This window comes from Enterococcus wangshanyuanii, assembly GCF_002197645.1.
Taxonomy (GTDB): Bacteria; Bacillota; Bacilli; order Lactobacillales; family Enterococcaceae; genus Enterococcus_L; species Enterococcus_L wangshanyuanii.
In genome coordinates, this window is the sequence record NZ_CP021875.1 from 1 (window position 1) to 24,357 (window position 24,357).

26 protein-coding genes and 2 pseudogenes are annotated in these 24,357 nt (G+C 35.4%); 4 read left to right on the forward strand and 24 right to left on the reverse strand.

Annotated features, from left to right (window positions below):
- Window positions 1-130: 130 nt before the first annotated feature.
- The 19 genes and pseudogenes from CC204_RS19225 to CC204_RS19305 form a co-directional block, all read right to left on the reverse strand.
- Window positions 131-1,126, reverse strand: coding sequence for a leucine-rich repeat domain-containing protein (locus CC204_RS19225; RefSeq protein ID WP_088271768.1), 996 nt, complete (start codon window positions 1,124-1,126; stop codon window positions 131-133).
- Window positions 1,127-1,156: 30 nt separating this feature from the next.
- Window positions 1,157-1,612 (reverse strand): annotated as a pseudogene (locus tag CC204_RS19230) (CHAP domain-containing protein); the annotation flags it as partial.
- Window positions 1,613-1,683: 71 nt separating this feature from the next.
- Window positions 1,684-3,454: pseudogene (gene ltrA / locus CC204_RS19235) on the reverse strand (group II intron reverse transcriptase/maturase).
- A gap of 961 nt (window positions 3,455-4,415) precedes the next feature.
- Window positions 4,416-4,628 (reverse strand): glucosaminidase domain-containing protein, encoded by a 213-nt coding sequence (locus CC204_RS21600; protein ID WP_088271770.1) that lies wholly within the window; start codon window positions 4,626-4,628, stop codon window positions 4,416-4,418.
- Window positions 4,629-4,733: 105 nt separating this feature from the next.
- Complete coding sequence (locus CC204_RS19245) at window positions 4,734-4,997, reverse strand: hypothetical protein (RefSeq protein WP_088271771.1); 264 nt, start codon at window positions 4,995-4,997, stop codon at window positions 4,734-4,736.
- A 146-nt stretch (window positions 4,998-5,143) separates the two neighbouring features.
- Window positions 5,144-5,281: a hypothetical protein gene (locus tag CC204_RS21245; RefSeq protein ID WP_157894326.1), complete on the reverse strand. Its 138-nt coding sequence runs from the start codon at window positions 5,279-5,281 to the stop codon at window positions 5,144-5,146.
- Window positions 5,282-5,740: 459 nt separating this feature from the next.
- Window positions 5,741-5,956 carry an LPXTG cell wall anchor domain-containing protein gene (locus CC204_RS21855; RefSeq protein WP_088271801.1) on the reverse strand — a complete coding sequence of 72 codons (216 nt, stop codon included), beginning with the start codon at window positions 5,954-5,956 and terminating at the stop codon, window positions 5,741-5,743.
- Window positions 5,953-6,105, reverse strand: a complete 153-nt coding sequence (locus CC204_RS21250) for a hypothetical protein (protein ID WP_162288379.1) — start codon at window positions 6,103-6,105, stop codon at window positions 5,953-5,955. Before CC204_RS21250 ends, CC204_RS21855 begins: the two co-directional genes overlap by 4 nt.
- Window positions 6,098-7,312, reverse strand: coding sequence for an MSCRAMM family protein (locus tag CC204_RS19255; protein ID WP_088271772.1), 1,215 nt, complete (start codon window positions 7,310-7,312; stop codon window positions 6,098-6,100). Before CC204_RS19255 ends, CC204_RS21250 begins: the two co-directional genes overlap by 8 nt.
- A gap of 92 nt (window positions 7,313-7,404) precedes the next feature.
- Complete coding sequence (locus tag CC204_RS19260; RefSeq protein WP_088271773.1) at window positions 7,405-8,385, reverse strand: hypothetical protein; 981 nt, start codon at window positions 8,383-8,385, stop codon at window positions 7,405-7,407.
- 156 nt (window positions 8,386-8,541) lie between these two features.
- Window positions 8,542-9,693: a hypothetical protein gene (locus CC204_RS19265; RefSeq protein ID WP_088271774.1), complete on the reverse strand. Its 1,152-nt coding sequence runs from the start codon at window positions 9,691-9,693 to the stop codon at window positions 8,542-8,544.
- A 209-nt stretch (window positions 9,694-9,902) separates the two neighbouring features.
- Window positions 9,903-10,082: a hypothetical protein gene (locus CC204_RS19270; RefSeq protein ID WP_088271775.1), complete on the reverse strand. Its 180-nt coding sequence runs from the start codon at window positions 10,080-10,082 to the stop codon at window positions 9,903-9,905.
- 52 nt (window positions 10,083-10,134) lie between these two features.
- Window positions 10,135-10,374 (reverse strand): helix-turn-helix transcriptional regulator, encoded by a 240-nt coding sequence (locus CC204_RS19275; protein ID WP_088271776.1) that lies wholly within the window; start codon window positions 10,372-10,374, stop codon window positions 10,135-10,137.
- Complete coding sequence (locus tag CC204_RS19280; protein WP_088271777.1) at window positions 10,355-10,921, reverse strand: hypothetical protein; 567 nt, start codon at window positions 10,919-10,921, stop codon at window positions 10,355-10,357. The genes CC204_RS19275 and CC204_RS19280 overlap by 20 nt, the downstream gene beginning before the upstream one ends.
- A gap of 10 nt (window positions 10,922-10,931) precedes the next feature.
- Entirely contained in the window at window positions 10,932-11,129 is a 198-nt protein-coding gene (locus CC204_RS19285) for a hypothetical protein (protein ID WP_088271778.1), read from the reverse strand.
- Window positions 11,130-11,131: 2 nt separating this feature from the next.
- Entirely contained in the window at window positions 11,132-11,794 is a 663-nt protein-coding gene (locus CC204_RS19290; protein ID WP_088271779.1) for a hypothetical protein, read from the reverse strand.
- A gap of 364 nt (window positions 11,795-12,158) precedes the next feature.
- Entirely contained in the window at window positions 12,159-12,488 is a 330-nt protein-coding gene (locus tag CC204_RS19295) for a hypothetical protein (RefSeq protein WP_088271780.1), read from the reverse strand.
- A 32-nt stretch (window positions 12,489-12,520) separates the two neighbouring features.
- Window positions 12,521-12,859 (reverse strand): conjugal transfer protein TraF, encoded by a 339-nt coding sequence (locus CC204_RS19300; RefSeq protein ID WP_227011272.1) that lies wholly within the window; start codon window positions 12,857-12,859, stop codon window positions 12,521-12,523.
- Window positions 12,859-13,296 (reverse strand): hypothetical protein, encoded by a 438-nt coding sequence (locus tag CC204_RS19305; protein ID WP_088271781.1) that lies wholly within the window; start codon window positions 13,294-13,296, stop codon window positions 12,859-12,861. Before CC204_RS19305 ends, CC204_RS19300 begins: the two co-directional genes overlap by 1 nt.
- A gap of 736 nt (window positions 13,297-14,032) precedes the next feature.
- Here CC204_RS19305 and CC204_RS19310 point away from each other — a divergent pair.
- The 4 genes from CC204_RS19310 (at window position 14,033) to CC204_RS19325 (ending at window position 19,562) form a co-directional block, all read left to right on the forward strand.
- Complete coding sequence (locus CC204_RS19310) at window positions 14,033-14,989, forward strand: helix-turn-helix domain-containing protein (RefSeq protein ID WP_162288380.1); 957 nt, start codon at window positions 14,033-14,035, stop codon at window positions 14,987-14,989.
- A gap of 393 nt (window positions 14,990-15,382) precedes the next feature.
- Entirely contained in the window at window positions 15,383-15,997 is a 615-nt protein-coding gene (locus tag CC204_RS19315) for a recombinase family protein (RefSeq protein ID WP_088271783.1), read from the forward strand.
- A complete protein-coding gene (locus CC204_RS19320) occupies window positions 15,998-18,991 on the forward strand; it encodes a Tn3 family transposase (protein WP_227011273.1) in 2,994 nt (997 codons plus the stop codon).
- 244 nt (window positions 18,992-19,235) lie between these two features.
- Window positions 19,236-19,562 carry a hypothetical protein gene (locus CC204_RS19325; protein WP_088271784.1) on the forward strand — a complete coding sequence of 109 codons (327 nt, stop codon included), beginning with the start codon at window positions 19,236-19,238 and terminating at the stop codon, window positions 19,560-19,562.
- 74 nt (window positions 19,563-19,636) lie between these two features.
- Here the strand turns inward: CC204_RS19325 and CC204_RS19330 are convergent, their stop codons facing one another.
- From CC204_RS19330 to CC204_RS19355, 5 genes are all read right to left on the reverse strand, one after another.
- Complete coding sequence (locus CC204_RS19330; RefSeq protein ID WP_088271785.1) at window positions 19,637-20,107, reverse strand: hypothetical protein; 471 nt, start codon at window positions 20,105-20,107, stop codon at window positions 19,637-19,639.
- 272 nt (window positions 20,108-20,379) lie between these two features.
- Window positions 20,380-20,709 carry a hypothetical protein gene (locus CC204_RS19340; protein WP_088271787.1) on the reverse strand — a complete coding sequence of 110 codons (330 nt, stop codon included), beginning with the start codon at window positions 20,707-20,709 and terminating at the stop codon, window positions 20,380-20,382.
- A 604-nt stretch (window positions 20,710-21,313) separates the two neighbouring features.
- Window positions 21,314-22,837: a DUF4942 domain-containing protein gene (locus CC204_RS19345; protein WP_157894329.1), complete on the reverse strand. Its 1,524-nt coding sequence runs from the start codon at window positions 22,835-22,837 to the stop codon at window positions 21,314-21,316.
- 1 nt (window position 22,838) lies between these two features.
- Window positions 22,839-23,300 carry a hypothetical protein gene (locus CC204_RS19350; protein WP_088271789.1) on the reverse strand — a complete coding sequence of 154 codons (462 nt, stop codon included), beginning with the start codon at window positions 23,298-23,300 and terminating at the stop codon, window positions 22,839-22,841.
- A gap of 611 nt (window positions 23,301-23,911) precedes the next feature.
- Entirely contained in the window at window positions 23,912-24,352 is a 441-nt protein-coding gene (locus CC204_RS19355; RefSeq protein WP_088271790.1) for a hypothetical protein, read from the reverse strand.
- Window positions 24,353-24,357 lie beyond the last annotated feature (5 nt).

The following is a 24,357-nucleotide window of genomic DNA, read 5'->3' on the forward strand; positions in this document are numbered from 1 at the left end:
ACACTTCAAACCATTTTTTTAAATCTATCACTAGACGGTGCTGCGTATGTTAAATAGACAACGTCTCCAATAATATTAGCTTTGTCAGTGTAGTTGTTGTTCCATATAAACTGGTCATTAGAAAAGTCTGTCAATTAGGCCCCGACACTCCACTATCTATATTTGGTACATAGTTTTCAAAAACTCCCACAGAACCATCAATGTCAATAACTTGCACATCCGATATAGGCACCGTTAGCACATTGTTTAATGGCGTTCGAACAGGTAATTCGATTTTTGCATTAACATAATATTTTTTTAAATTTGGTAATTTCCCTAACGGGCTAATATCCGTAACACCGCAATATTGCGCACTTACTACCTCTAAATTCACTAAATTTTCTAGGGGTGATAAATCATTAATTGCAGGACTGTCGTTAAAAAAAAGGGATTTTAAACTTGTTATATTAGCAACTGATTCAAGTGAAGTTGCTGCTGTTCTTCCAAGTTCTAACCATTCCAGATTTTTTAGTCCTCCTAGTGCTGAAAAATCTGTAATTTTTGTTCCCCCACACCTCAAGTATTTTAATAGTGGAAACTGCGACAGAACAGAAATATCAGATATTGGATTTTGGTAAATATTCAAATCATGTAACCTTTGAAACACCTGAATTCCTTCTAGATTTGATATGTTTTTATCCTGTATCCAAATAGTACTTGTCTTGTCTATCTGGTATTGCTCAATCGTTTCGGCTTCTGAAGTAGCTCCTAGTTGTTCCATTATGGCTTTTCTTAGGTTTTCGTCAGGGAAGATATCAGCATATGTTTGCCCTATAAGTTGTGCGTTGGCTACAGCTGGCACTTGAATATCCTGTTGAACGCTGCTATCGATCATTGGTTCTTCAATTTCTGTATCAACCGAATCCAAGGTCAGTTCTTCTGAAGAACTTGCTTCCGTTTGTTCTAAGGTTGTTTCAGTGGTTGATTCCATGCTGCTTGATTCTGTTGTGGCAGTTGTTTCTAGCATTTCTTCTGTTTCTGCTGTTGTGCTTGTAACAGTATCTGCATAGGCTTGGTGAACCCCTATGATTGCCGGGGCAAGTAAAGTGATCATTGTTGTGTAGCTCAAAATTTTCGTTCTTTTCATATGTGTGTTTCTCCTTCAGTCTCTATGTTTTTATTTAGGGGAAATATAGCTCATTAAATACGTGTACTCAGCTAAAATCGTACGTGTAGAAATAACACCAAAGCCTTGTGCGTTCATTTCAGAAATCAAAATAGACCCGTCTTCATAGACATGCTCGACAAAAGCAACATGGCCATAAAATGGATCAGCACCTAAAACACCTGGTTCAAACGAAACAGCTGTACCAGCTTTTGGTGTACTACTTACCTCATATCCTTTCGCAATACCTGTAGCATCCCAATCTGCACCGTTGCCCATGTGTAGATCCACATGACCTCCTAATTGAGTAATGCGGTTATAAACATATTGCGTGCAATTTCCTGGCGCATAACTATTACCTTTGTCATAATTCTCATTGTTGTATGGTTCAAAATCACCACCGGCGACGATATCGCCTTTTTCGTGATCGTATTGAGTTAGGTATAGCGATAGGTAATCCTTTGAAGTCATCTCCAGATTTTCCCCCGCTCCACACCGTACGTGAGACTTTCACCTCATACGGCGTTCCAACTTTTTCATTATTGATAGATTTCAGTTAAATTACATAATTTTCGCATTGTATTCAGCTTGCTAAGTTGCTTTTTATTCAACTTCAGTATAGCCATATACTCATTAATCGTTTCTATTTTCTTCATATGAATAAGTCTATGAACCCATTTATGGACGATAATTAAGTTACTAAATGTATCTTTACCACCAAGATATCGAGGTATTTTATGGTGACAATGTACTTCATTTGCAGTTAGAAATCTTCCTGTTACAGCACATTTTCCATCTTGCATAGAGTACCTTGACAACTTGTTGTCCGAAAATTCGACTGTTTTATTTCCAATGTCATTTTTGCAAAGTTTATACAATTCCTCGATGACTGTATGTTCTAATTTCTTGATTTGGAGCGCCCTTCCTTCCGATGTGTAATCTGATACATTAGGATTGAAAAACAACGCTAACTTCCATCGAACTTTGCTTATAGGGATTAAATTAATCCCCTGTACTTGGAAGGTTCTGTGATTTCGACCATACAGTTTTACATAGGATTGTGGCGGACTTCTAGGAATTTCATATTTTCCAATAGATTTTAAACGATTGAACATTACTGGTAAGCATGAGAAATAGATTGCTGAAAAATCCAAATTTACTCGGGTGGCTTTACAATAATAATTGTGTATTCCACGAACGAATGAATTATATACTATGATATTTTCCACTGTTGGATATTTTTTTAATCTTATTATTCTTGCTCTAATTTCTTTTTTCAGTCGGCACTTAGCCTTCTCTGAAATCTTGATACTTCCAACGTAGTCATTTCTACACTTATTGACTTTTAATTCAAATCCCAAAAATTCTGAATACCTTTTTCTGAGATTCGTTATCTTGGATTTTTCTGGTGATATATCAAGTTTCAACTGGTTTTTTAAGTACCCTTTAACTGCATGAAATATCTTTATCGCACTTTTTGGGTTCCTTGTAAATATTTTGAAATCATCTGCATATCGAACAATGTACATTTCTTTTAGATTTGTTGTCTTTAAAGCTCTATATCTACCACTATTACTGAAATAACGATGATCACTTTTAAACGTTTCCCATTGATTGGCAATCCACCAATCTAGCGAGTTCAAAACTACGTTTGACAAAAGTGGTGATAGTATAGCTCCTTGTGGGGTTCCTTTACTTTGAACACCCACCTTATCAACCGGAGCCTTGAGCATTTTAGAAACCAAACTTAAAACTCGTGCATCTTTAATTCCTATTGTGTAGAGTTGTTTCAATAATTTTGCATGATTTACATTATCGAAAAATCCTTCTATATCAATGTCCACTACATACTGGTTCTTTGATACGTTTACAATGTGACTACATCGACTAATCGCATGTTCTACTGAACGATTCGGGCGAAATCCATAGGAGTGTTTAAAGAATTGTGCCTCACAAAATTGGCTCCATTACTTGCTTGAACATTTGTTGTATTATCCTATCTCTCATAGTCGGAATTCTAATGGACGCTTCTTTCCATTGGCTTTAGGTATTTCAACTCGTTTACCACTTGAGGTTGGAAGTTGGTTAAACGCTTCTCTGATTTCTTTGATAAATTTTTGTGTATCTTTTATTTTGAAATCAGATATTGTTATAACCGTCAACTCCTGCGGTACGTGATCCAGTATTCGTTTTTATCATTTCGGTATGCTAGTAGTATATTATTTTCAGACGTGATGATTTCATATAAATTTAACCTTTTGTGCATTTATTTTGGCTTCTTTGGTACAGCCAATCAAATGTTGACTGCATATTGTAATATTCTGAATAACGCAAACTTTTTGTACTCACTGATGAAGTCTCTCTCCTATCATTGATAGTCTCATCTTCTTACCAGATTCTGTGAGTTTCATTTAACTAGTATCTATTTATTACGAAAAGTCTTAGGGCTATCCCTCCACGGTCATTACCCGCTTCATAGGTACTGTGCCCTTACTCTCACGAAAATTAAGGATTTTTGACTTGTTGTCTTATATCCACCATGCCGATAACAGTCGTTTTATACATGTTTTTCGCTTTCCACGTTCCAACTACTCTAGCTTTACATTTTTCCTTAGGTGCTTACTATAAGCCTGAACAATTTATAAGGTCATTGTTCCTTATCCCAAATTTCATACTTACAACTCTTACTTTTCGGTATTGTTCGTTGCGCCACGCAAACTATATACTTTCATATATATCGAAATTTAGACCCGTACATTCGTAAGTTCGTCAGTAATTTTTTTATTACATTCTCACCATAGAAAATTTATAGGCATCCCCGGTATATCTATTTCCTTATGAATGGATAAAAACCTTCACTTAGGAAATATTCTACCGACTTTATCTAGCTTCATACCTTGCATATCTGTTACTATTTTCAGGCATGTAGAAGTATCAGATTAATTGTTTCAGCCAACATGACGGCTTTCATTCCAATTATCAAGTAGTTAGTTGTAATTAACCTTTTTGTAGTTAATTCTCCTTTTTCTCGTTCACACGATTATAAGGAAACGTGTCGCACTATAGGTTTCTATCAACCCATTCAATTTTTGGTTGTAAAAGAGTATCTGTCGCATACACACCCGTAAGGGCTTGTGTAGCGTTCTGATAGCTTCCTGCTTCGCTTTTCCAAGCTCCTTTGTAAATAGTTGGATTCCAATCTACACCGTCTGTAATAGCTTAGAATAATTCTTAACGATTCTTCTGGACCTGGTATACTCGGAATGGTGCATTAGTAGAATGTAGTTTCCTGATCCGGTCGTCTTCCAACGTCGGTAGGGTCACCAGACTGACCTTCAAATTCTCCTTTGATCCCAAATAAATTATTATACGGTTCCTGGCTTAATTGGCTGCCACCTGATCCTGATTCTAAAATGGCTTGGGCGATCATTACTGAAGCAAATAAATTCGTTTCTTGTCCTATTTTACGAGCGGGTTCACCCAATTCGAGCGATAAACGCTTTCTGTCGTAGCGTCCTTGTCAAAATGAAGCGCTGACGGTTCCACCGTTACAACAGCTTCATTACAACTGGTTTCTGCCGGCATTACCTCATGAACTTCTTCCGTTGGTGCCCCTTGTGGTGTTTCTGTTGGTTTCTACTTGGACAGGTATTTCTGAAGGAGTGGTTTCATTGCTTGATTCCGTTCTATCCGTTGTTTGGCTTTCCTGTGCCAATTCCTGCGTTGTCGACGTTTCTGGTTGACTAAACGACTCTTGTGTCGCTGATCCGCTTGTACTTGTTTCTTCCGGCACTTCAATAGGTTTGTTGCTCCCTATTGTTATTTCCTGATTGATCTCTTCCGCAAAACTCATGATAGGAAAGTGCTAGAAAAAATGAGTAGTACTGGAAAATAAAGTAACTGCTTTTTTCAAAAGTATGATCCTCCTTAGATTGCTACCAAAATAGTTAGGTGCCTTTAATCGGGATAATTCCCGTTTTAATAAATCAATTTGTCGCTTCATTTGCCGATTTTTCTTCTTCTAACAGCTGACAATCTATTTTTTTTCTGTTCTAATAAACAGTGGTATTGGTGATTAGATTTTTCTAAAAAAGAAATACGTTCTATTACTTGATTTCCTGTCTCTGCTGTCTTCATGTGGTGTTTCACCTCCAACTGTATTTTTTGTTTAAAAGGGGATTTAGCTTTGTTTGAGCCGAATTCAATCTTAATCATCGGCCTCTGTCACAAAATAAGCAGGATCTACTTCAAAACGAGCAATCTTTTCTTTCTTACGGCCATACCTGGTATGAACATATTGAAATGTTACCAGATCCTTTTTTTAAGAGGAATTTCAACTGACTTTCCTAATTTGATCAATACAATTGTTTTCAATCTCAACAATGTTGTCCGCCGTAAGTACCTGATTCCCTGCTAATTTAATGATTTCATTGTGTTTTTGTTTATAAATCTTAGTTTTCTAACTTTACTGCGATAGTCTAAAAGGGTATCACTCTCCATTAGAAACAATTTTTTTGTCTCCATATATTCCTCTCCCTGAAAATAAAAAAGCGATAAAACTTACTGGAAAAGTTCACCCGCTTAGCTATCATTATTTTATACTAATTCGTTTTCTGCTTTCTTTGAAACAAAGAAAAAACCAACAATCGCTGTGATCATCAAACCAATGAGGGCGAATGTTGCTTGAATCGTTTCACCGGTACTAGGTAGTGTTCCTCTTTTTGCCGGTGTACTTGGTGTAGCTGGTGTTTTAGGTGTTTCTTTTAGAACTGGTCGAATATCTTGTTTGGCATCTTTTCCCGTCAGGGTTATGCTCCAGTATCTTTTTTACCATCCTTATCATAACCGTCTTCAGAGAAGTACCAGCGAGTGTTTGGTGTTGCTTTGGGATCTTTTTTGTAGTCATATTCTGCGATTGCACGTTCAGTCATTTCTTTATCTACTACTGTATAATCAACCACACCGGATCTCCAAAACAATCGCTGATGTTCCATCTTCATAATCTGCATGAAGTTTCACTTCTTTTTTCCGTTTAGTACCGTTTGGAATGTTTTCATGTGTAAGGTTGCTGTCATCGTAGAATGTTGCATCCTCACCCCATACAAACGTTTGAGAGCTGCCGTCACCAGTATGTGCTTGAGTTGAAATACCAACTTTTTGTGCTTTTGGCATGTTTTCCCAATCAATGGTCATGTCTTTTCCTTCAGTGACAGTCACAATTCGTGTATCTGTTGTTCCTGGTACTAGGTCAAATCCATCTGGACGTTTTACTTCCGTAAATGAATAAGTAGCTGTTCCTTTATCTGCCAATAATTTTAGTAAAGTAGAAGTAGATTCTGTTGTAAACATGAATTTCACATCATTTGTTAAGCCTTGAACCAAGAATTGAGCACCTGTTAAGTTCAATCCTGCTAAATCTAAGGCATTCTTTTTGTTGAATGTTAGATTCACTGTTTTTAATTCATTGTCGATTTCGCCCTGGTCAAACAAGACTAATTTCTCCGTGTTGTTTCCATAAGGAATAGAGAACTCTGTTTGAATATCAGAAGGATCACGGTAATTTTCAGGAGTATTTGTTTCCACTAATTTGTATTTATTTTGGCTACCGATAAACAATTCCACATTTGAACTACCGTTCCCGTCTTTATCTGTCACAATATGATCGACTACTTCGCCTGCCTTATCTACAATGGTCTTGCCATCAGGTAACGTGTGATCATTTACTCGAACAAGGTCAAACTCACGATTGGCCGCTGGGTTTCTGTCATACATTGGTTTCCCTGCATCCCATGTCGCTTGAGGATTATACACCTCTTCAAATTTTTGGAAAGTAAATTTTCCTTTTTGGATCTTGTTTTCAATCGCAACTTCAATCGTTGTCCCTGCTTCAATCGTAAATTTGATTGGACTTGCTAATTTTACATAACCGGCAGGTGTTTTTACTTCGGTTACTTCACCCGTTGTGCCAAAATCAAAGTCTTTACTTTCAGGCGTTTCCCCGTTTTCATTTGATTCAAGTTCTAATACTTCACCAGTTGACATGGTTACCTTGAAACCAACTTCACTCATTGGAAGATTGCTGATTTCTGAAGTCTTTTTCAACTTGAACTTTCCTTGTCGAGCGAAAAATGTCGCTTGTACGTTTTCTTCTTTTAACGGATCTTTCATACCACCAGGCTTAACTACAGATTGAGCATTAGCATTGAGAGGTTCAAATAGTAATGCTGCTAATTTTTTATAGTTTGTATTAATTGTAAAATTTAATTTTTGGTATAGTTAGCTGGTGCAATAAGACGAAACTTAACGTTTGCCGGAATTGTTTTGGTACCTGATTGACTACTGAAAGTTTGTCCATTGTCTAATTCCACTGTTACTTCTTTGTCAAAATCGTTCGTTGGAATATCATATGTCACATTCTGTCCATCTGTTTCAGGTGTATACCAATCAGTAATTTGTTTTTTTGTATTTCGATCGAATCCAGCTGTTTGAATTTTATTTTTGATAGAGAAATTACCAGTTGGCGCATCTTTATCTTTCGCTTTTTGAAGCAAGAAAGCAACATTAGGATCTGAAGTAAATACTGGCATATTTAGATCTACTCCTTGATATGAGTGTCCTAAATATGCATTTAGCGCTACGAAAACATCTACGTAATTTTCATTTGGTTGATCCCAGCCATTTTTTACGGCATAGTATAAGATATTTACAACACCTTCGTCATTGTAAATGCTTTTCGCATACTCAACATTTACAGGAAATGGACTGTCAGGTTTGATACACCATACAGCTCCATTGTCCTCACCAACAATATCAATATATGGTGTTGAAATATAGGCTGTTGAGCTATAATATTTTGTCAACTTACCAGTACTATTTCCAATCTCTCTAAACAAAGAGTTCATTCGTTGATTAAATGTGATTTGATCCCCATCAGCTGTAAAACCGCTAGAAACTAGTGGCTGCGAGGCTAAAAAATTATCAATCGCATTATTTATAGGTGGAGCGATTGTAACTTCTGGAATTTGTACTTCTTGGGTTGATTCATTCTCTTCTGTTGATTCAGCTGTCGCTGAACTTGTTTCTTCGGTGGTAGATTCTATCGTTTCTTTGGAACTGGTATCTTCTGTACTTGGTGTTCCTTCTGTTGCTAATGCTTGGATAGGCGTTAACGCTACTTGGCCTAACACCATCGCTGTTGTTAAAACTGTTGCGCATTTACTAAATACTTTATTGATTTTCATAAGTTCTCCTTTTTATAAAATTGTTTTTTAGTTGGTTGAGTTGACCTTTTCACTTCGCAGGTGATCGAATCATTTTCATGTTCATTTCCTCTCTTTCACATAAAAAAGTCACGTAAGCATATATACTTACGTGACTTCCTTTAATCTATGTTCTATTTATTCAAATCCCCACCACTCATTAGTTCCTCCATGGTTATTATTTTCTGAACCTTGAATATCTTCTGGTTTTAAATGAATTGTATTACTCCCCCCATTATCTCCAGGTGGTGTAGATTGGCCTCCTGTTGGTGGTGTTTGAGGGGCTTGTTCAGCAGGTGGCGCTTGGTATTGTGGCTGCTGATATCCTGTGTCTGTTCCTCCTTGCGGCACATAACCACCTGTATCTGTCGCAGCACCGTCACCTGTATAATCTGTAGTTGCTGCACCTTGATCTGTTTGAACTTGTTCTTGTGCTGCTTCAACGGTTCCAGGACTAGTAACACCATTTTGTGGTTGTTGCATCGAATCAGCTGAAGCGGCTTCTTTCGCTTCAGACTGTTTTTTTGACTCTTCTGCTTTTTTCTCAATGTCTGTTTTGACCTTAGACAGTTGATCATTTAGAGATTTTTTAGCTTTTGCATTTTTAATCTTATCTGTCTCTGTTTTAGCTGTATCATAAAGTTTATGGTCAGTTGAAATCACTTTATTTTCTTTAAATATTTTGCTGACGGCTTGTTTTGCAGTCTCAATTTGCTTTACTTGATTTTCTGCATTTACAATCAAATCATTGATTGCTTTGTCATAAGCCGTTTTAGAGTCTTTTTTGTAATACTCCTTTTTTGTCGATTCTACTGTTTCCTTTTTAAGATCGTCTACAATTGATAAATCTTTTTTTACAACAGATCCATTCAATGCCGCATTTTCTTTCTCTTGCTTAAATAATTGGTTAATCGCTGTTTGAGCATCAACTTTCTTTTCCAGTGCCTTTAAAGCTTTTTCGGTGTCTCCAGCTTCCTTGTTGTACTCTTTTAAATCTACTTTCTCTGTTTGTTTCCCGATCGATAGACGATCAAATTCTTCACGTAGTGTCTTTACCTGATCTTTAGTAACATTCTTTGCTAGGAAATTATTGTCCTTATCGTCAAACAGTTTGTTGATCTTTACTTCTAGATCCGTAAGCCCTGTTGTTTTTGTTGTGATTACTTTTTGAGCTTCATCTAGTTTTTGTTTTGACTGGTTACTAGCATAAACACTACCACCAACTGCTAGTGCTGCGATAACCCCAACACTTGTAATTATTAATTTCGTTTTTTTACTTAACTTTTCCATTTTTAAATCCTCCAATTTCTTCTCAGTTTGAATATTCATAATACAGATCCATCGCCTTGAACAAGGCATAAACACCTGATAAAACAATGAGTATAAATAATTGATCAAAATTTATGAGTGACAAAACAATTGCAATAAGTAACGAACCCAACACTTTTATTTGCTTCATTTTTTCACATCCTCGAAAAAAGTCTGACCTGGTCAAAAATTTATCTCCAATTCCATTTGTAAGGTTTTCTTCTTTTATTTTTGCTCGCTTGAATTTTGAATAATGCGATTTTTTCGTTTGGTTCTAAATTTGTTTCTCTATGATTCAAAGGAACATATACATCCACTATGATTCCTAATTTTTGATCTACTGTAAGGAACTCTTCGTTTGAACAAACCATTTGATTCTCCTCCTTATATTGATAGTAAAGTATTAAACACTTTTAGTCTATACTAAGCTTCAACATCTTGATTTATTCGTTTAAAAGTAAAAATTTGTTCAATCGGGACTTCAAAAACATCAGCGATATCATGCGCCAGTAAAAGTGAAGGGTTGTAGCGATTCCGTTCTAATTGAATGATCGTTTGACGTGAGACCCCTACTTTATCAGCTAACTCCTGTTGGGTCATACGTTGCATTGCTCTGTATACGTGAATACTGGATTCAAAACTACTATTCTTTTTCTTCGGCATAAAGTTCCCACTCCTTATTTAGTAAATTCAATTCTTCTTGTGCTTTTTTTATCGCTCGTTTATCTTTTTCAATTCGTTCTGCTAACTCCTTTAGCTCAATGACTAAATAACGATCTGAAAATACGTAAGAAGTAAACTTTACTACCTCAACAATTACTCCAAGTATCGCTAGGCTAATGATTCCTAAAATCAATAACCACAAGAAGAGTACAATTAAAGTGAAAATTACATTTCCAAACAAAGAAAGATATGTTGCAGGCACCATCATATGTACAATATCTGGCTGTTCAAACCCAGAATCGTAAATCATTTTCCCGAAAAGGGCGAATAATGGAACTACAGCTAGAAGTGGAATCATGTACCATTTTGTTCTCAAAACAAGTTTGCTTCGATCAAAATACCCTAAAAATGGTAACTTCTTTAGGAGGTTTGTTCTTTTTTCTAGATAAAGAACCTTTTTTGTTTTCCTATCAAGAAGTTTCAAAAGATTTTTCTTTTTTAGCTTATATTCTGCATAATCTATTGATTCTTTTACTGATTCAGCCATTTTTTCACTCCTAACTCTTGTGTGTATTAATTGATATGACTTGATTTTTTTTACGACTACTTGCAAGTAGGTTTTTCTTCCAAAGTTCATTCACAATCACTCTATTTTGGTGTTCAGAAAATTTTGTTGTGTCGATAATTAACATTTCTTTGTCTCTGTTTTCTTCGAAAAATTGACGAATAAAACGTCTAATTCTAAATTTTTTCATTTTCACACCACTTCCATTGTCATTGCTTCAACATTACAAGTTTTATAACTGCTTATTCCATCCGCATCTTCGATCGTAAAATGATCTACTTGAAAATTCATTACCACATTTTTTATGTATTCTTTGTCTGTTTTCACTTCACTCATATCATGTTCAAAACTTCCTCCACTAGCTAGATAGATCGAGAAGATCTCTTCTTGGACCAAGCTGCCATCACCAGCAGCTTCTAATCTATCCTTTTTTTTGGTGTACTCTTCACTTGAAATTAACTTGCATTTGTTCTCTTGAGTGATTATTTCGATACATTTTTTGTATTTTAAAGGAAAACTTAGTTTTTCTCTGATTAACCCTACCGAATCATATGCGTAGATATCTATCTCTTTAGAAAAGACGTGCTCATCATATACCAGAGTACGGTTAGCTGAACATTCAATCAAGGTCAGCACTTGTTGTTTTCGGCGCCTACTTCTAAGTTGGTTCCATAAAGTTAGTAGAGATATTAAGATAATTATACTTCCTAGTAGAAACATAATTACGAATCCAAAACTTGGCCCATGTTCTTCAAATTCGACCTCTTCTCCAAAAGTTGGCTTAAGTACAATTGGTTGCGTGTTTCTTGGTCGTAAAATAATGAAATTGTCTTTGTCATTTTGTTCATCCTTCATTTCTTCTCCCCCTACTCGATTTCTTCTAAACACTTTTTGTTTACCAGTTTTAACAGGACGAAATAATTTGCACGTTTTATAGCAACCGTAAACGTAAACTCTAGCAAAGCCGGATATTTTGCTTCTATCATCGCAAAATCTTTGCATGTATGTGACACGCCCGTCTCTCGACACTGGCAATTTCTCAAATCCTTTATAAGTCACGCTGATTGATTTGAGGGGTCGTCCTTAAACCCAATAAAACTATTCAATTGGTTAAAAGATTTCGATACAGTCAATCCGTTATCGATTGACCGCATTAGAACCTTTTGATTTAAATATATTTGCTAAAAAACTAGCAAACAAAAAGTGTTTAGCCTCTCTCTTAGTGCGTCAATTGTTCATAGAATACTAGTATTGATTCCACTTTTCCATCAAAATTATTAAAAATCACATATAGTGCAGCACAGCCAATAACAATAAAACAAACCACTTTAGCATGCACTGGAATGCTAGTTTGCTCAATAGCAGCACATAAAAGTCCGCCTGCTATAACAACTAAATAGATTGCTATCGTCATAATGACTGATAAGAAAAACACGTCACTCAACATTAACCATTTAAAAATGAAATAGCTTACTAATAATATTCCTACAGCTGAAAACACCCACCAAAAAATATCTCTTGCTTTCAGTGTTTTTAACTTATCTACCATAACAAATCCCCCCTAAATGTATTGGTCCATGTTCAAAAACGCTGTAATAACTCAATTTCAACATCATTTTCTAATAACCAATTGATTTCTGTTTCCCAAGCAGCCCCTTTTAGTACTTCTTGATTGTAGATATAGGTCTGAAAGTCTTGTGGAATCACAATTAAACCATAGTCTTTGGTTTCCACTACTAATGCAGTAAATACAGTTTGATCAATGCCACAGTTCCTTTCATGAGAAATCACTCGAACAACATCGCCATGCTTGAAGTCTGCTAGTTCTGTCAACACTTTCCCCTGATTTTTATTCATAGTTTCTGTATACTTTTTCCTATGACTAGCCATCAACTGACTAATAGATTCTAAATTATCCATCAACAGGTTGCTCCTTTGTTTTTCTTTTTGCCATACTTCTGAGAACAATACCTTCTTTCTCTTTTGATCCACCTGTAATACTCCAGTGCTTCATGTTCGTAGTAGCATTTAAGAGCATTACTCATTGGTTCAGGTTTTAAAGCATGAAAATTACTCCAAATACTATCGTCCTTCGCTAATAAAGACTCCTTTTCAGCAGGTCTAACTGCTACGATCTTTCCTTCAGGATCAAAAACTAATTTAATTTGATCATAAATTTTTAAGATCTCAACCTCTTTCCCAAAATCATTGAATTGCTGTACTCCGTTCTCATAGGTCACCATTTGACGGAATGCTTTTCCTTTACAGAGCCTATAAAAATGATGATTGAATAACTGTACCCTGCCACTTTCAACCCGTAAAAGTATTTTTGGTGTAAGTATCATTCTCTGCTTCATAACTTCCTCCTTTCTGACCAAATGACAGGTTAACGGAAAACAAAAAAGGTGTGGTGTATGCTTAAACTGCATACACTACACCTTTGTAATAGCAATTCCCTACATTTCGTATACATCCATTCAAAGAAAAAATAATTTTATCAGAACTTTGGGGGCTTTGATATTATTGAAAGTATTGAATTAATACTGTATTTTTTCTTAGAAAGTTGATATAATACAAAGTTGTAGCACTGCTACGACAAAAGAGTTGTACAGTTCAAGCGTACCTTGAATTGTTTCATCTCCCTCTAGGATTACCAGTCCTATGGAGACGACTCTTTTTTTGTTTCCCGCTAACCTCACACCTAAAATTACTTAGAGTTTGATTAGCTCAATTAAATTTTTTGTAGTTGTTGGAATTAATAAGAATTTTTGTTATAATGAAACTAATAAAGCTTTAACTAGATCACTCTTCTACGGTTTGTTCTAGTTTTTTTTATGCAACAAGTGTAAGTGAAAATGCTACTGCAAGAGATAATAAAGCTTTTATTTTTTCTTTTTTGTTAAAATTCATAATATCCCCTCCTACTGGTTATATAATAGCATATAAAAAAAGCATTATCAACGTTTTTTTATTATAAGTAAAAACCATTTTACTATTATGCCTATTTTAGTTTCAAAAAAGAACAATTTCGCTTTTTATTTATACACTGTTTCGATAGTAATCACTTAGTTTTTTTTAAAGTTGATGTTTTATGTGCTAAAATTAGAGCTTTTTAGAGGAGGAGAATATTTATTGTTTAACTCAAAAATTATTAGAGATATTAGAAAAGAATTTAGAATCTCTCAAGTTGATTTGTATAAAGATATCTTATCTCGTTCTAGTTACTACAAACTTGAAAAAGGAGAAAAAGATATTACTATTGGTGAACTATCTCTCATTTGTGAAAGGCTCAGAATGAGACCATCCGAGTTATTATACAGGACAGACTTTACTCGCCTTGAATCACTCCCATATTGGGAAAATAAGATCAATTTACCTAACCTTACACAAGACAGAGAATTATTTTTTAAGCAGTTTAATATTTACAAAAAAACGAGATTTGATAGTATAGGGGATTACAGCTTATACTTGGGTTTATTAGTATTAGGTATATTAAGCGGACTAATTACAGACTACATGCCTAGCAAAAAACACCTACGTTCTTTAGAAAAAATGTACTCTAACAGAAAAATTTTTTTTGCTATAGACTATGAAGTATTAGGTAATTTAACATTTTTTCTACCACAAATAGACATTAATTTCATGACTTCAAAAATGTTTCCAATTACTCAATCTGAGGGAGAAGTTTATGATCTTTGTGCTCAAAATGCTTTGAAAAATCTTATATCTTCAAGCATTCATGAAAAAAAATACGATCAATGGAAAGTCTATAATGAGTATTTTGACAACCTTCGTAGTATTGAACATTTTAATATCTCGACAACCGTAAATTTAGAAGTGGTTTATCTAGAACATCTAAAAGAATTCTATGAAACAAGAGATATCAACGCATTTCTTGAAGCATCTAAAATAGCGAATTTATTCCTAAAATTAGGATACAAACAAATCCACAAACTTTTGGTTGAAGAAATTAGTAAAATCGCCATCAACGAGAATTTTCAAATACCTAAAGAAATAGCTGTTTATACACAAGCTTACTCAATAAACTAAAAAGACAGTGCCTCTAGTTGATTGAAAGGCACTGTCTTTTTAGTTTATTTTTTCTGCATTTTTAAAGTCAAAATTTGTTCCAAAAGAATATTGTTCAATTTTTTTAAACTCTGTTTTTCTCATAATAACAACTGCTTGTTGAAATAACGGCACTATAGGTTCATCAGTTAAGGGGTTCAGGTATCAGTGGAACGAAACTTTACGGTATAAAGTCGAATGTTTTGGTTCTTCTCTATAATAATGTTTGTTTTTCTAAATTTGGTCTGTCAAAAAGTATACTTTTTGATAAAGTCTTTTCTTATGCAAAACCATGTGTCAAAACCTATGTTTTTCACTTTTGATATGTGTCATAATTATTAATGACATTTTGATATATGAAAGGAGAAAATAAACATGCTTTTTGGCTATGCTAGAGTTTCCACTAAAGAACAAAATTTAGATCGACAAATACAGAAGTTTAATGATTTAGGTATTGAATCTCGTTATATATTTGTCGATAAACAATCAGGTGCTGAGTTTGATCGTCCACAGTATCAACTATTACTTCATATGCTTCGTTCTGGAGATATTGTTTACTTAGACTCTTTAGATCGTTTAGGGAGAAACTATTCTGGTGTAATTGAAGAATGGAAGTATATTACAAGAAAGATAAAAGCAGATATTATTGTTCTAGAAAATTCAGAATTATTTGATAGTAGAAAGTTTAAAACTATGGGGGACATTGGTCTTTTATTAGAAGATCAGTTTTTGAGCATGCTTTCTTATGTAGCAGATCAGGAACGAAAGAAGAGCAAACTGCGTCAAACTGAAGGGATTGAAATTGCAAAATCTGCTGGTACGGTCTTTGGTAGACCTAAATTGGCAATAACAGAAGAATTCAAAAGACAGTATTTTAGTTGGAAAAATGGGGAGCAAACAGCAACTGATACTATAAATAAACTAGAATTGTCCCCAAGCACATTTTATCGTCGAGTAAAAGAGTTCGAACAAGAAATGGCAGGTGACTAAATGCCTGTACAGATAATGAGTAAAGAACAAAAACAGTCTTTTGGATCTTATGCGGGCCTTCCTTCCGATGAACAATTAGTGAAATACTTTCATTTGGACGATTATGACAAATCAATTATTAAAACTTTGCGAAACGATAGTACTAAAATTGGTTTTGCAGTACAGTTAGGGACTGTACGATTTTTAGGAACATTTCTTTCTGATTTAACAAATGTTCCTAATGAAGTAATAGAGTACATGGCAGAGCAGTTGTCTATTGAAAGTCGTATGTTCTCTTACTATACAAGAATTCCTACAATCAAGCAGCATGCACTCATGATTCAGGAACTATACTCTTACAGGCAGTTCCATGACCAAGCCGTTTTAGATTATTTAGAGCAGTGGATATATGAAGGTGCTTGGTATTCTACAGAGCAAACAACTCTTCTTGCTGATCGTTTCTTGAATAAGTGTATAAACGAAAAAATAATTCTCCCAGGTCTTACTACATTCGAACGGTTTATATCGCGCATTATAGACGCTGTAACCAAAGATATAGAGCAAGCAATTGTAAATATTCCTAGTAAGAAGGAAATTGAACGAATCAATCAATTGACGCTGTTTTTTATGGAAGGAAAAACGTCTTTGTTTACAGTAAAGTTGGACGCTTTAAGAGAACCTCTAAAAGAACCGTCTTATTATGAGATTAAACGTGGATTTCAAAGAATAAAAGAATTTGCTTCTTTTTCAGTTGATTTTTGGGATTTCAGCCAGATTCCTAAAGGGAAGATAAAATTATATGCTGAGTATACAGCTAAAGCCAAATCGCAAAGTATTCAGCGTATGCCTGAAAGTAGACGTTTAGCTTACCTAGTTTCATTTATTGCAGAGTATCGATCAGTTGCTATGGACGAATTATTATTAGCATTAGAAAAGTATTTTACTAGTATTATCAACCTTGCAAAGAAAAAGGAACAGCAAGAACGACTCCGATCACTAAAAGATTTGGACAATGCAGCAGCCATGCTGTCTCATATTGTAGAGGATCTGATTGACGAACAAACTCCACCTGAGAAGCTGTTAGATTATGTTTTAGAGCTACGCGAGAAACAAGAGATAGTAGCAGCTGTGTCAAAAGTAAAACGTATTGTGAGTTCGGATAAAGAACCTGTGGCAATCAAAGAATTATTAAACTCATTTTCAAAATTTAAAAGGTTACTTCCGGATATTCTTGCTCATATTCCTTTTTTAGTTAGTGATAAAGATAGTCCAGTAGCTTATATTTGGTCTTTTTTAAGAGATAAAGGAGATCTATTTCTTCGATATCAAGATTTTGAAAAAATACAAGACTATCTGCCAACCAAGTGGCATAATTTTATCGATAAAAATCAAGCATATGCTAATAAAGGAATCATAATTGCTGCTATGGAACTTTTTATAAAAGGCATAAAGACACATACTGTTTATGTCCCTTATAGTCATAGATATAATGATCCATTGCAAAATCTAATACCTAAAAATGTATGGAATGAGCAAAGAAAATCCTTTGTAAATCAGTTAGGTCTTGCAGAGGACGGAGCTATTGCTGTAGAAGATTTTAAAATCAGTTTAGAAATGTCTTATAGAGAAACACTAAAAAACTGGAATAATAGCAACATGGCTAGGATAGAGGAAAAAAATGGACAAACAGAATTGATTATTAGTCCGCTAAAAAGACAAAGTTTATCTAAACCACGTCTTATTGAGGAAATTCATAGAAATCTTCCCATTGTTGACCTTCCTGAAATATTATTAGAGGTAAATCAGCGACTAAGGCTTACAGAGTGTTTTTCACATTTAAATGAAAATCGATCGCGTATGAAAGAGCTGGATATAAGTATCTTAGCAGTGTTATTAGCTGAAGCGTGCAATATAGGGCTGTCACCCGTTGCTAAGAAGAGTACAGAAAGTTTAAAAAATGACCGCTTATCCTACGTCAATCAAAACTATATACGATTAGATACTTTAACAGCAGCCAATAATAAGGTCGTAGACGCCTATCAGAAACTTGCTTTACCTTATATATGGGGAACAGGAGATATGGCTTCAGCGGACGGTATACGCTTTACTACACCAAAGAAATCTCTACATTCAGGACGGAACCCTAAATATTTTGGTCGAGGTAAAGGGATCACATACTATAACTTTCTATCTGATTCCTATGTTGGATTTCATGGTATGGTTATTTCTGGGACGATTAGAGATTCAGTCTATTTGCTTGAAGGACTGTTAAATCAAACAAGTACATTAACACCTAGTCAGATAATGACTGATACTGCTGGATACAGTGATCTTGTATTTGGATTATTTGGAATACTAGGTTTTCAATTTAGCCCCCGAATAGCTAAAGCAAACGAAACAAAAATATGGAGAATAGACAAAAATGCTAATTACAAAATTCTGAACGAACATTCAAAAAATACTATAAATACAACAATTATAGAGCAAGAGTGGGATGATATCTTACGAATTGCAGGTTCTCTAAAATCAGGAACCGTCCAAGCCAGCTATCTTATTCGTGCTCTCCAACATCAAGGAAATCCTACTCCATTGGGGCGTGCATTAATTGAAGTTGGAAAAATATTTAAAACAAAACATCAACTCAGATATCTATCTGATGAAGAATACGCACGAAATATTCTAGAACAACTGAATAAAGGAGAATCTCGCCATAGCTTGTATAGAAAAATATGCTATGGTAAAAATGGACGAATCTATCAAAGCTATTTTGATGGTATGGAAAACCAATTAAACGCTTTAGGACTTGTTGCAAATATAATTATTTATTGGAACACGCTTTATATGGAAAAAGCTATAGAACAACTTCAGGAAGCTAATTCAGAGAACCAAATACAAGAAGAAGTTCTTCAATTCTCTTCCCCTCTAGTATCAGAACACATTAATTTCATGGGGAAATATTCTTTCAAATATAATGAGCAATTAAACGAAGGAGAATTTCGTCCCTTAGGACAATAATCACACAGCTATTTATCTAAAAAAGATAGATAGCTCTTTTTATTGTTCGTGTTTTAACCCCTACCGTAAAATTTCGTTCCATTGTTCCGAGAGAAAACCTCTGTAAAATGAGTAAGTTCTCATAATTAAATTTAGAAACGTTGATTTTATAGGGTTTACAAATTCATGTAAGAAATCTTAGAGTAAAATTTCGTTCCATTGATACGTGAACCCCGATTCATTGGCAAAAAGTGACGTTAAAAAAATGCCAAAAAATATTGAGCAAATCATATTTTTTGGTCACTCATTAAGTGTTGCTGATTATTCCTATTTTCAATCAATCTTTGACTACTACAATATCTATGATAGTGATGTGGATCTTATTTTCTATTACGTAAATTATTCAAAGAATGCTTTTCCTCAGTGTTTAGAGGCGATTACGAAATTGATCAAAAGGTATGGAGAAACGCTAGATAATAAGGATCATGGAAAAAACTTGTTGCATAAGCTTAGTCTTGAATGCAGGCTAAAAGTAAAAGAGATCCAGATTGAGTATGACGAAGAAACCAATCTGATAAAGTCGATACAATGAAAAAAATCAAAAGAGTTAAAAGCACTTATGACATGTTTTTAACTCTTTTTTTCATTTTTATTATTAGTTGTTTGTTACATTCGGATAATGAGTCTAGTCATTTTATCTCTGTTGTTCTCAGCAAGTGACTGCTCAAACTTGTTGACCTGAATACTTTTTTTCTTCAGCAAGTTATCAGAGATCGACAACGGGAATGTTCCTTCTCTCTCCAGTAGAATATTTTCGATGGTATATACTTTCTTTTGGAAGAACGTCAGACGTTCCTGGTCTTTTGCTCTGAAGTATTTATCTTTTGCTTTTCTTGCTGCACGCAAAAGATAGTAAAGAGTGATCGTTTTCTCTTTAAGCAATGTCTCAGTTGGTCGCGACATAAGCTCAAAAATCATTGTTTCGAAGTCGTCGATAATTGGAATGCTATCGACCATTTGATGTGGGCGTTCCTGATTGAAACATACTTCTTCCGGAGAAAAAGTTATGCTGCAGTATGAGCAGGTCAAGTGTTGATCTAGATCCGTTCCGCAGTATTTGCATGTTGCATTTTCCATAATGTATTTCCTCCTTCAGAATAGTTGCTCTCATTCATTTTACACAATTAGCCCAATTAAATCAGCATTTTACTCAATCTCTCCAGCAAAAAAGAAAAATTAACGATAGAATGCCGGTAAAAACAATTACATTTGATTGATACGAGTGGGTTTGAGCTTGATAGGTTTGGATGCTCAATAGTATGATTCCTATTGAAAATAGGACCAGAATACCCTTTGCTGCGCGTACTAGATGGTGCATAAAAAGCAACAGATGATCAGTTTTTTTCATGCTACTTGATCTCCTTTAATTTTATTCTGACTTCCTCTACAGCAATCGGGTCCAAGCTGAGAACATTTTTTAGTAAATCACGACCAGCAAATATAATGCTGCCGGTAAATGTTTCAATGCGATCTTCCCAGCGAATAGTGATGGTTTCTTTTGCTTGATCAGGAAGATACAATCCGTGAAAGACAGTGAGTGTTTTACTAAGATCCATTGAAAATAAATTTGTTGTACCAAGAAGCATACTAATGTCGGTCAAGGGCTCAAAAGAGTAGTAATATTCAGTTTGTACTTCACCATTTACTTTTTTTGCGACTATTAGTTTACCTGGTTCCATAAGAATTCCTCCTAAGTCATGCATGAGACCTTCCCTTCAGACATGTTTTATTTTTTGTTTGATTTGACCGGCAAATACCATAGGAGAAGCAATTTGCAAGGGCGTACAGCTGCACCAATTTATAATTGGCTGCAGGTGTAGGTGTATCTTCCCTTGCAAATGTGAGCGGAGCCTATGGTATAGGCAACGAAGTTGCCGAAAAAGGTCGAACAAAAAATAAACACTGTCTGTGGTTTAAAAGGGCCCCCGATTGGCGCAGCCAAGTGGGGTGAGGGACGACGCAGGCGGCCCTCATAACTAAAGAGCGGTCAGCTGGTGTAACCAGATGATGAAAGAAGTCTAGATAGCGAAGCGTCAAAGGAAGAGAACGAAGGCGAAGCGAACCGAGAGAACGACTGAATCTAGAGTTGTTTCAAGCGCAGCATGAGCCCCAGGGCGAATGCATACCACGAAGTGGGCTCTTGTCGACTTGCGTAACGCACGGCGACTATGATAAGGGCGAGCTGCAAGCACGCCTAAACTCGATCGTTGACGACCTGAAGGGAGTGATCGTGTTTTCTCCGTAAGGAGGGAGTCTCTTTGCATTTGCAAAGAGACTCTTGTTTTAATTCAGCAAGTTTTGAATATTTGGAAATTCATTTTTGGCAAAGCGTAATGCTTCGGGATCTTGCTTCATTTCCTCAGATGAAGGAACCCAACCAAATTTTTGCCCACATATTAGATTGAATTTATCAAGTGTTTCTAGGTCTTTAAACCAAATGTGAATAGTTCCTTTTTTGAACACTTTAAAACGAAGAAATTCGTTTTCTAAATCGCCGTAGTCATTCGCAGTAAAAGTTGTTGGAATATCTGGTTTGATCAGTTTAAACATGGTTATTAGATCGTTCATGTAGTCTTGCATTCCGTGTGTTATATGCTTAAAGTTTTCTTCTAAAGGATGACCATAGCCGAATGATACTGTTTCATAATAAGATGAAGCTTGGTAAGCAGGAATTATTATTTTTGAATTTACCTTGAAGGCGTCATTTGTCTTGAATCCATTGTAGTAGTGAATGTTTTTGCTGTATTCATTTTGGTGATTGCCGGTCATTTTTTTGAACCATTCTACACAACTATCAAGAATTACCTCATATCCATTTGACATTAAAGCAGTGAGCAATAAAAGAACATTTTCTTCCGTGATTTCAAGTTTAGTGGCGGAATCAATTTTATCAGTGATCAAACTTGATCCATGCCGTGTTAATTTTTTGCGGAACTCGTCAGTTTTTAGGATTTTCTCCCAATACTGACTGCGAATGCTTTTTATTTCTTGATTAAGAGTTAGGTCATTTCGTCTATAACTAAACGATCCAAATTTATGCTTTTGTTTCATAATCGACTCAAACATATTGAGTGAATTGTCAAACAGATATTTTTTCTTAAGTAAAGAAATATGTTCATTGTAAGAACTAATAAGAAAGCGGATATCTTTTAAACGCTCTTCAAGATCACGATCAGAAACAATGGTGCTTAGACCTCTTTCTAGTGCTGTCTGAGCAGGTTCAAAGCCTTTAGTAGCTAAAAGTCTGTCATAAATCTTGTGGACATTATCTGTCGCTTTAGTGACTGATACGCGAACTAGGGCGACCTCTTCTTTTGATTCAGGCTTAACATTTTTATGAAAGGTTATTTCTGTTTCGTTGTTTTCAAGTGCTGCTTGTAATGCTGTGCTTGGATTTTGAATGATGTCAGCGCGTATGAGCGCTGAAATGTAGCAACTTTTGTCTACTTGCTTTTGAGCGAGTTCGAATGCTTTTAACAAGTAGTCTTCACTTTTTTCTACGGGTGGATCTAAAAGAATAATGTCAAATTCAATATGTGTGGCAAACGTTAAGAAATCAGTACCGACTACTTCGAATCCTTGATTTTCAAGGTTGTTTGATTTCTCAAAGTCTTTTTCTAATAGGGCATATTCTTCCTTCACTCCATATCGAAATTTCATGGAACTAAGAGCAAGTTCACCTAAATCGGCGTCGGGTATCAAAACTTTGTTGCTACCAGAGTTTAAGTGTTTTAGATCATTGCAAAGTAAATCAAATACAGGGTTTGGGTCTTTGTACCGTTCTCTTTTTAGTCTATCTTTTAGCATGTTATCTCTCCTCATAAAATCTGTTATATAGTCCACCAGTGAGATGTCCGACTTGGATCTGACCGAACTTAACATTTTCCGGTGACGAAAAGTTGATAGTTGCTACAAAAGGAAGCGAAGCATAAATATCGTCTTGTTGGGTTTCCCAATCTTCCTTGTTTTCGCGAACATAGAATAGATTATAAATAGTTCCAGTATCTGTGAGAGTTTTGATTGTATGGTACACAAGACATTTATATTCTTTTTCAAAATCTTCTATCATTTTTGGGGTGTCTTCTTCTAATTCATATTTTTTTACAAATGGACAGGGATTAAGAATTCCTACGCTTGCAAGTTCAGAGCAAAATACAGTTCGATGTAAAAGAAAATCAGAAATCAATTCTTTTTGTATGTCTAGAATAGTCATTCGGTTAATTGCTTCAATTTCTAACTCAGATTCGTTTAAAATTTCTAAGTAATCCATAAAATTCCTCCTATGCGCCTGAGAGGTGTTACTTCAGACATGTTTTATTTTTTGTTTGATTTGACCGGCAAATACCATAGGAGAAGCGATTTGCAAGGGCGTACAGCCGCACCAATTTTAATTGGCTGCAGGTGTAGATGCATTTTCCCTTGCAAATGTGAGCGGAGCCTATGGTATAGGCAACGAAGTTGCCGAAAAAGGTCGAACAAAAAATAAACACTGTCTGTGGTTTGAAAGGGCCCCCGATTGGCGCAGCCAAGTGGGGTGAGGGACGCTGCAGGCGGCCCTCATAACTAAAGAGCGGTCAGCTGGTGTAACCAGGTGATGAAAGAAGTCTAGATAGCGAAGCGTCAAAGGAAGAGAACGAAGGCGAAGCGAACCGAGAGAACGACTGAATCTAGAGTTGTTTCAAGCGCAGCATGAGCCCCAGGGCGAATGCATACCACGGAGTGGGCTCTTGTCGACTTGCGGAACGCACGGCGACTATAATAAGGGCGAGCTGCAAGCACGCCTAAACTCGATCGTTAACGACTTGAAGGGAGTGATCGTGTTTTATCATTAAGAAGAATTCAGAGCCTCTTTAATCATTACAAAGGCTCTGATAAATGATATTAACCTACTCTGATTAATCCGCCACCGCTAGATTGAATTCCAATTGACCCAAATTCGGAATAGTCCGGATAAGTTGTATTTACACAATAGACACATGGGGTTTTATAGGAAAGGTCTTCCTGTTCCATTTCCCACTGATCGGTATTATTAGAAACATACAAAAGGTCGTTTACTAAACCAAATTCGGTGTTAGTTTCGATCACATGATAGACCATAGAATCGTATTCTTTTTCGAAGTCAGAAATAAATTTCTTTTGTTCTTTGGTTAACTCATAGATAGTACCGATAACGCTGGAACCAATCCCTAATATTGAAAGGTTTGTCGGTTCAGATTTGCAGACCGTTCCTGATTGAATAAATTTGTTTATAGCTTCCTCATACAAATCTAATTGGCGCATTCTTTTAATTGCTTCATTTTTGATTTGTTCATTAGTGTTCATTTTGA